Annotated in this window: 4 protein-coding genes; 3 read left to right on the forward strand and 1 reads right to left on the reverse strand. The window is 73.5% G+C overall.

What is annotated here, in order from left to right; all coding sequences use genetic code 11:
* Positions 1–156: 156 nt before the first annotated feature.
* A complete protein-coding gene (locus ACFW6A_RS38615) occupies positions 157–420 on the reverse strand; it encodes a hypothetical protein (RefSeq protein ID WP_386646551.1) in 264 nt (87 codons plus the stop codon).
* A 596-nt stretch (positions 421–1,016) separates the two neighbouring features.
* Here ACFW6A_RS38615 and ACFW6A_RS38620 point away from each other — a divergent pair.
* The 3 genes from ACFW6A_RS38620 to ACFW6A_RS38630 all read left to right on the forward strand — a co-directional run.
* Positions 1,017–1,226 carry a hypothetical protein gene (locus ACFW6A_RS38620; RefSeq protein WP_386480795.1) on the forward strand — a complete coding sequence of 70 codons (210 nt, stop codon included), beginning with the start codon at positions 1,017–1,019 and terminating at the stop codon, positions 1,224–1,226.
* A gap of 512 nt (positions 1,227–1,738) precedes the next feature.
* On the forward strand, positions 1,739–2,104 hold the full coding sequence (locus ACFW6A_RS38625) for a hypothetical protein (RefSeq protein WP_386480797.1): 366 nt from the start codon (positions 1,739–1,741) through the stop codon (positions 2,102–2,104).
* On the forward strand, positions 2,101–2,799 hold a 699-nt coding region (locus tag ACFW6A_RS38630; protein WP_386646553.1), incomplete at its 3' end, for a hypothetical protein. The genes ACFW6A_RS38625 and ACFW6A_RS38630, both read left to right, overlap by 4 nt.

The raw sequence follows: 2,799 nt of genomic DNA on the forward strand, positions 1-2,799 counted from the left end.
GGCCTGGGCGGTGGGTCGGGAAGGGATCCGCCCCGCGCCGGAGGGGGTCCGGGCGGGGCGGTGCCGGCCGCACGTGGAGGGGGTGACCACGGCAGACGGCAGACGGCGGGGGCGTTCCATGCGCTCCGTCACGCCGTCTGCCCCCGCAGCGGGCGCTCACACCCAGCGGGTGGTCTCAGCTCGTCGGCGTCGGGGAGATGGGGTGGGGCGGGGGGGCGTCGAGGTTGTCGGGGTGGGGGTGGTGGTCTCGGTCGTCGTGCCGTTGCCGATCGGGGTGAACAGCATGAGCACGATGACGACGACCGCGGCGCCGGACACCACGGCGGACTCGATGCTGCCGGTCCGCTGGTACACCACCCACGCGGCGAACAGCACCAGGGCCAGGCCGCAGACGTTCAGCACGTCGATCTTGAAGATCACCGCACAACTCACAAAGGGCCGGGCAGCCACTGCTCCGCCTACGGGGAGGAAGCCCTCAGGTCCCGTGCCAGGGGAAGTCGAACGAGCTACGACACGGTTCGTCTCCACCCGAGAGGCAACTAAAGGGCTTTTTTGAAGGGCCCTCGACCCGTGTGAGCGGCTGCCGTTCAAGGCGCCGCGTTGTGTGAGCCCAGCCTACCGCCCGCCCCGCAGGGGCAACTCGGCTTTCGCACACGGCCCCAGCGGAAGCCGGGCGGCGGAGCGGCTCGTGCGGCGCGACGGCTCCGTCTTTGAGCGGGCGGCGGCCGGTGCGGGCCATCAACCGGCCCTCGCCCGGGGGGATGAGCCGCGCGTGCCCGGTCCGAGAGGTATTCCACCTCGCTCCGTCGCATCGCCTACCCCCGCCCGGCACGCACACACCCACCGTGTCGACCGGGCCCGGGGGCGCCAGCCGGCCTACCGGGCCGTCCTCTTCACCCGCTGCCCGGCCCGGGCGCGGTGCCCGGACGGCGCAGGTCGGCGTAGAGGCGGCCGGGGCCAGGGCAGTGCCGAACGCTTCGCTTCGGCTCGACGGCGCTGATCGGCAAGATGAGCGCATGGACAGCGAACCTCTGCAGATCCCGCTTGACCAGCTCCGGCACGTCTTCGAGCTGGCACTGCAACACATCGAAGCGTCGGCCGGCAGCACAGTGGCACTCGAACGTGACTACTTCTGGTCTGTCCCGGGCGACGAGCTCTACGACGTCCCCCAACGAACCGCGAACGATCACGATCGGCCAACTCTCCGAGTCATGGCAGCACCTTGAGGACCTACTCGCCGCCCCGGACCGAGCCGTGGGCCACCACCTGGTCTGGCTTGCCGATGTCCTCCGTGCGATCGGGCAGGACACCGCTCGGTAGCCACCACGCCCGCCCAACGTGACGTGGAACGAGGCCAAGGCCCGGTCCGGGGCCTGGAGCCGGTAGGCGCCTGCATCCAGACCCGCCCCACTGCCAGAACCCCCGTTGAGCGCTCGCCGACCCCGACGGCGGGCGCTCGGGTGTTCACGGTCGTCCGGCCCGGCCGCTGCTCGCGTTCGATGCCGGTAACGGATGCGGGCGTACCTCTGACCTCCCGGGGGAGCCGGGTGGGAGAGGCTCGGCGAGCCCGAGGTGATCGAGGTGGGCCCGCCAGGTCAGCGGTTGAACCGCTGCCCGGTCCAGGTGAGTACGTCCTGGCTGCGGGCGGTCTCCCCCAGGAGCTCCAGCATCGTGGCGACGTCCGCGGCGAGTTCGGCCGCGCCCTCAGCGTCCTCGGCGGCGAGGCGTGCCAGGCCGCGTGAGCATTCCGGGCGGCGCCCACGGTGTCCTGTACGGGCTGGGCGCCGGCTTCCTGGCGCCGGCCTACGGCGCTGACGAGGAGGTCGGTGGTGGCGTACCAGTCAGCGCCCTGCCGCAGGGCCAGGAAGGCGCGCAGGGAGAGCACGTTGACCGTGTGGGGGTGGAGAGGACTGTAGCGCTCGGTGAGGTCGTCCTCCAGCTTGGCGGCGAGGGCCGCGGCCTGGGCGAGGTCTCCGGCGGTTTCGGCGGTGCGCAGTGCGGCGTACTGGTCGTGGAGGTCGGCGGGCGGCGGCGCCGTCCAGTCCGGGCGGCCGCGGGGGCAGGTGTGCGCGGCATGCTGCGGCGCGGGCCGGTGTGCCGGTGAGCGCGCTTGCGGTGGTGGGGCTGGACGCCGAGGAGCGGCGCTATGCGGCCGATCTGATCGAGGACGACCGTCGGCGCCGGATTCTGCGGGGCGCGGAGGACTGGGCGGAGCAGCAGGCGGCGGCGGGGCGGATGGTTCCGGCGGAGTTCGAGGGGTGGACCGAGGAGAACTGGGAGGGGGGCGACTACGCCGCGGCTTGCACGGCGTGGCTGCGGGCGACCGGCCGTGCGGCCGATCCGTCGGTTGCGTGGGCGGTGTCCGGGCCGGTCGACCGTGTCCAGCAGGCGGGGGTGCGGCTGGAGATTGCCGAGCGCGCGCTGGAGGCCGCGCGGAGCGCGCACGCGCGGGCGCAGCTGAGCATGAGCCGTGAGGGCATCCAGCGGGCGCGGGAACGGCTGGACGCCGCGCACGTCGCCGTTGCTGGCGCGGCCCGGGAGCACGCCGCGGAGGCCGCGGTCAGCCCCGAGGGGGGCGCGGTAGTCGGTGCGGGCGAGGGGGTGTTGTCGGACGGGGCCGAGGACTGGGCGCGGGGGCGCGCGGACCGGGCGGACCGTGCGGCGGCCGGGCGGGTCACACCGGGGGGCGTAGCGGGGAGTAGGGCCCGTTTCCGCAGGTGGGGGCGTGTGACTGGGGCTTGTGTGACCGCTCATGTGACTGGGCTGTGTGACCGTCCGGGCCACATCTTGGTGCTCGCC

Origin of the sequence: Streptomyces sp. NPDC058758 (assembly GCF_042746075.1) — a bacterium.
GTDB lineage: Bacteria > Actinomycetota > Actinomycetes > Streptomycetales > Streptomycetaceae > Streptomyces.

Bases quoted from the DNA above. Each gene is read 5' to 3' on its own strand.
- ACFW6A_RS38620 (WP_386480795.1), top strand. From the start codon at position 1,017: ATGGACAGCGAACCTCTGCAGATCCCGCTTGACCAGCTCCGGCACGTC.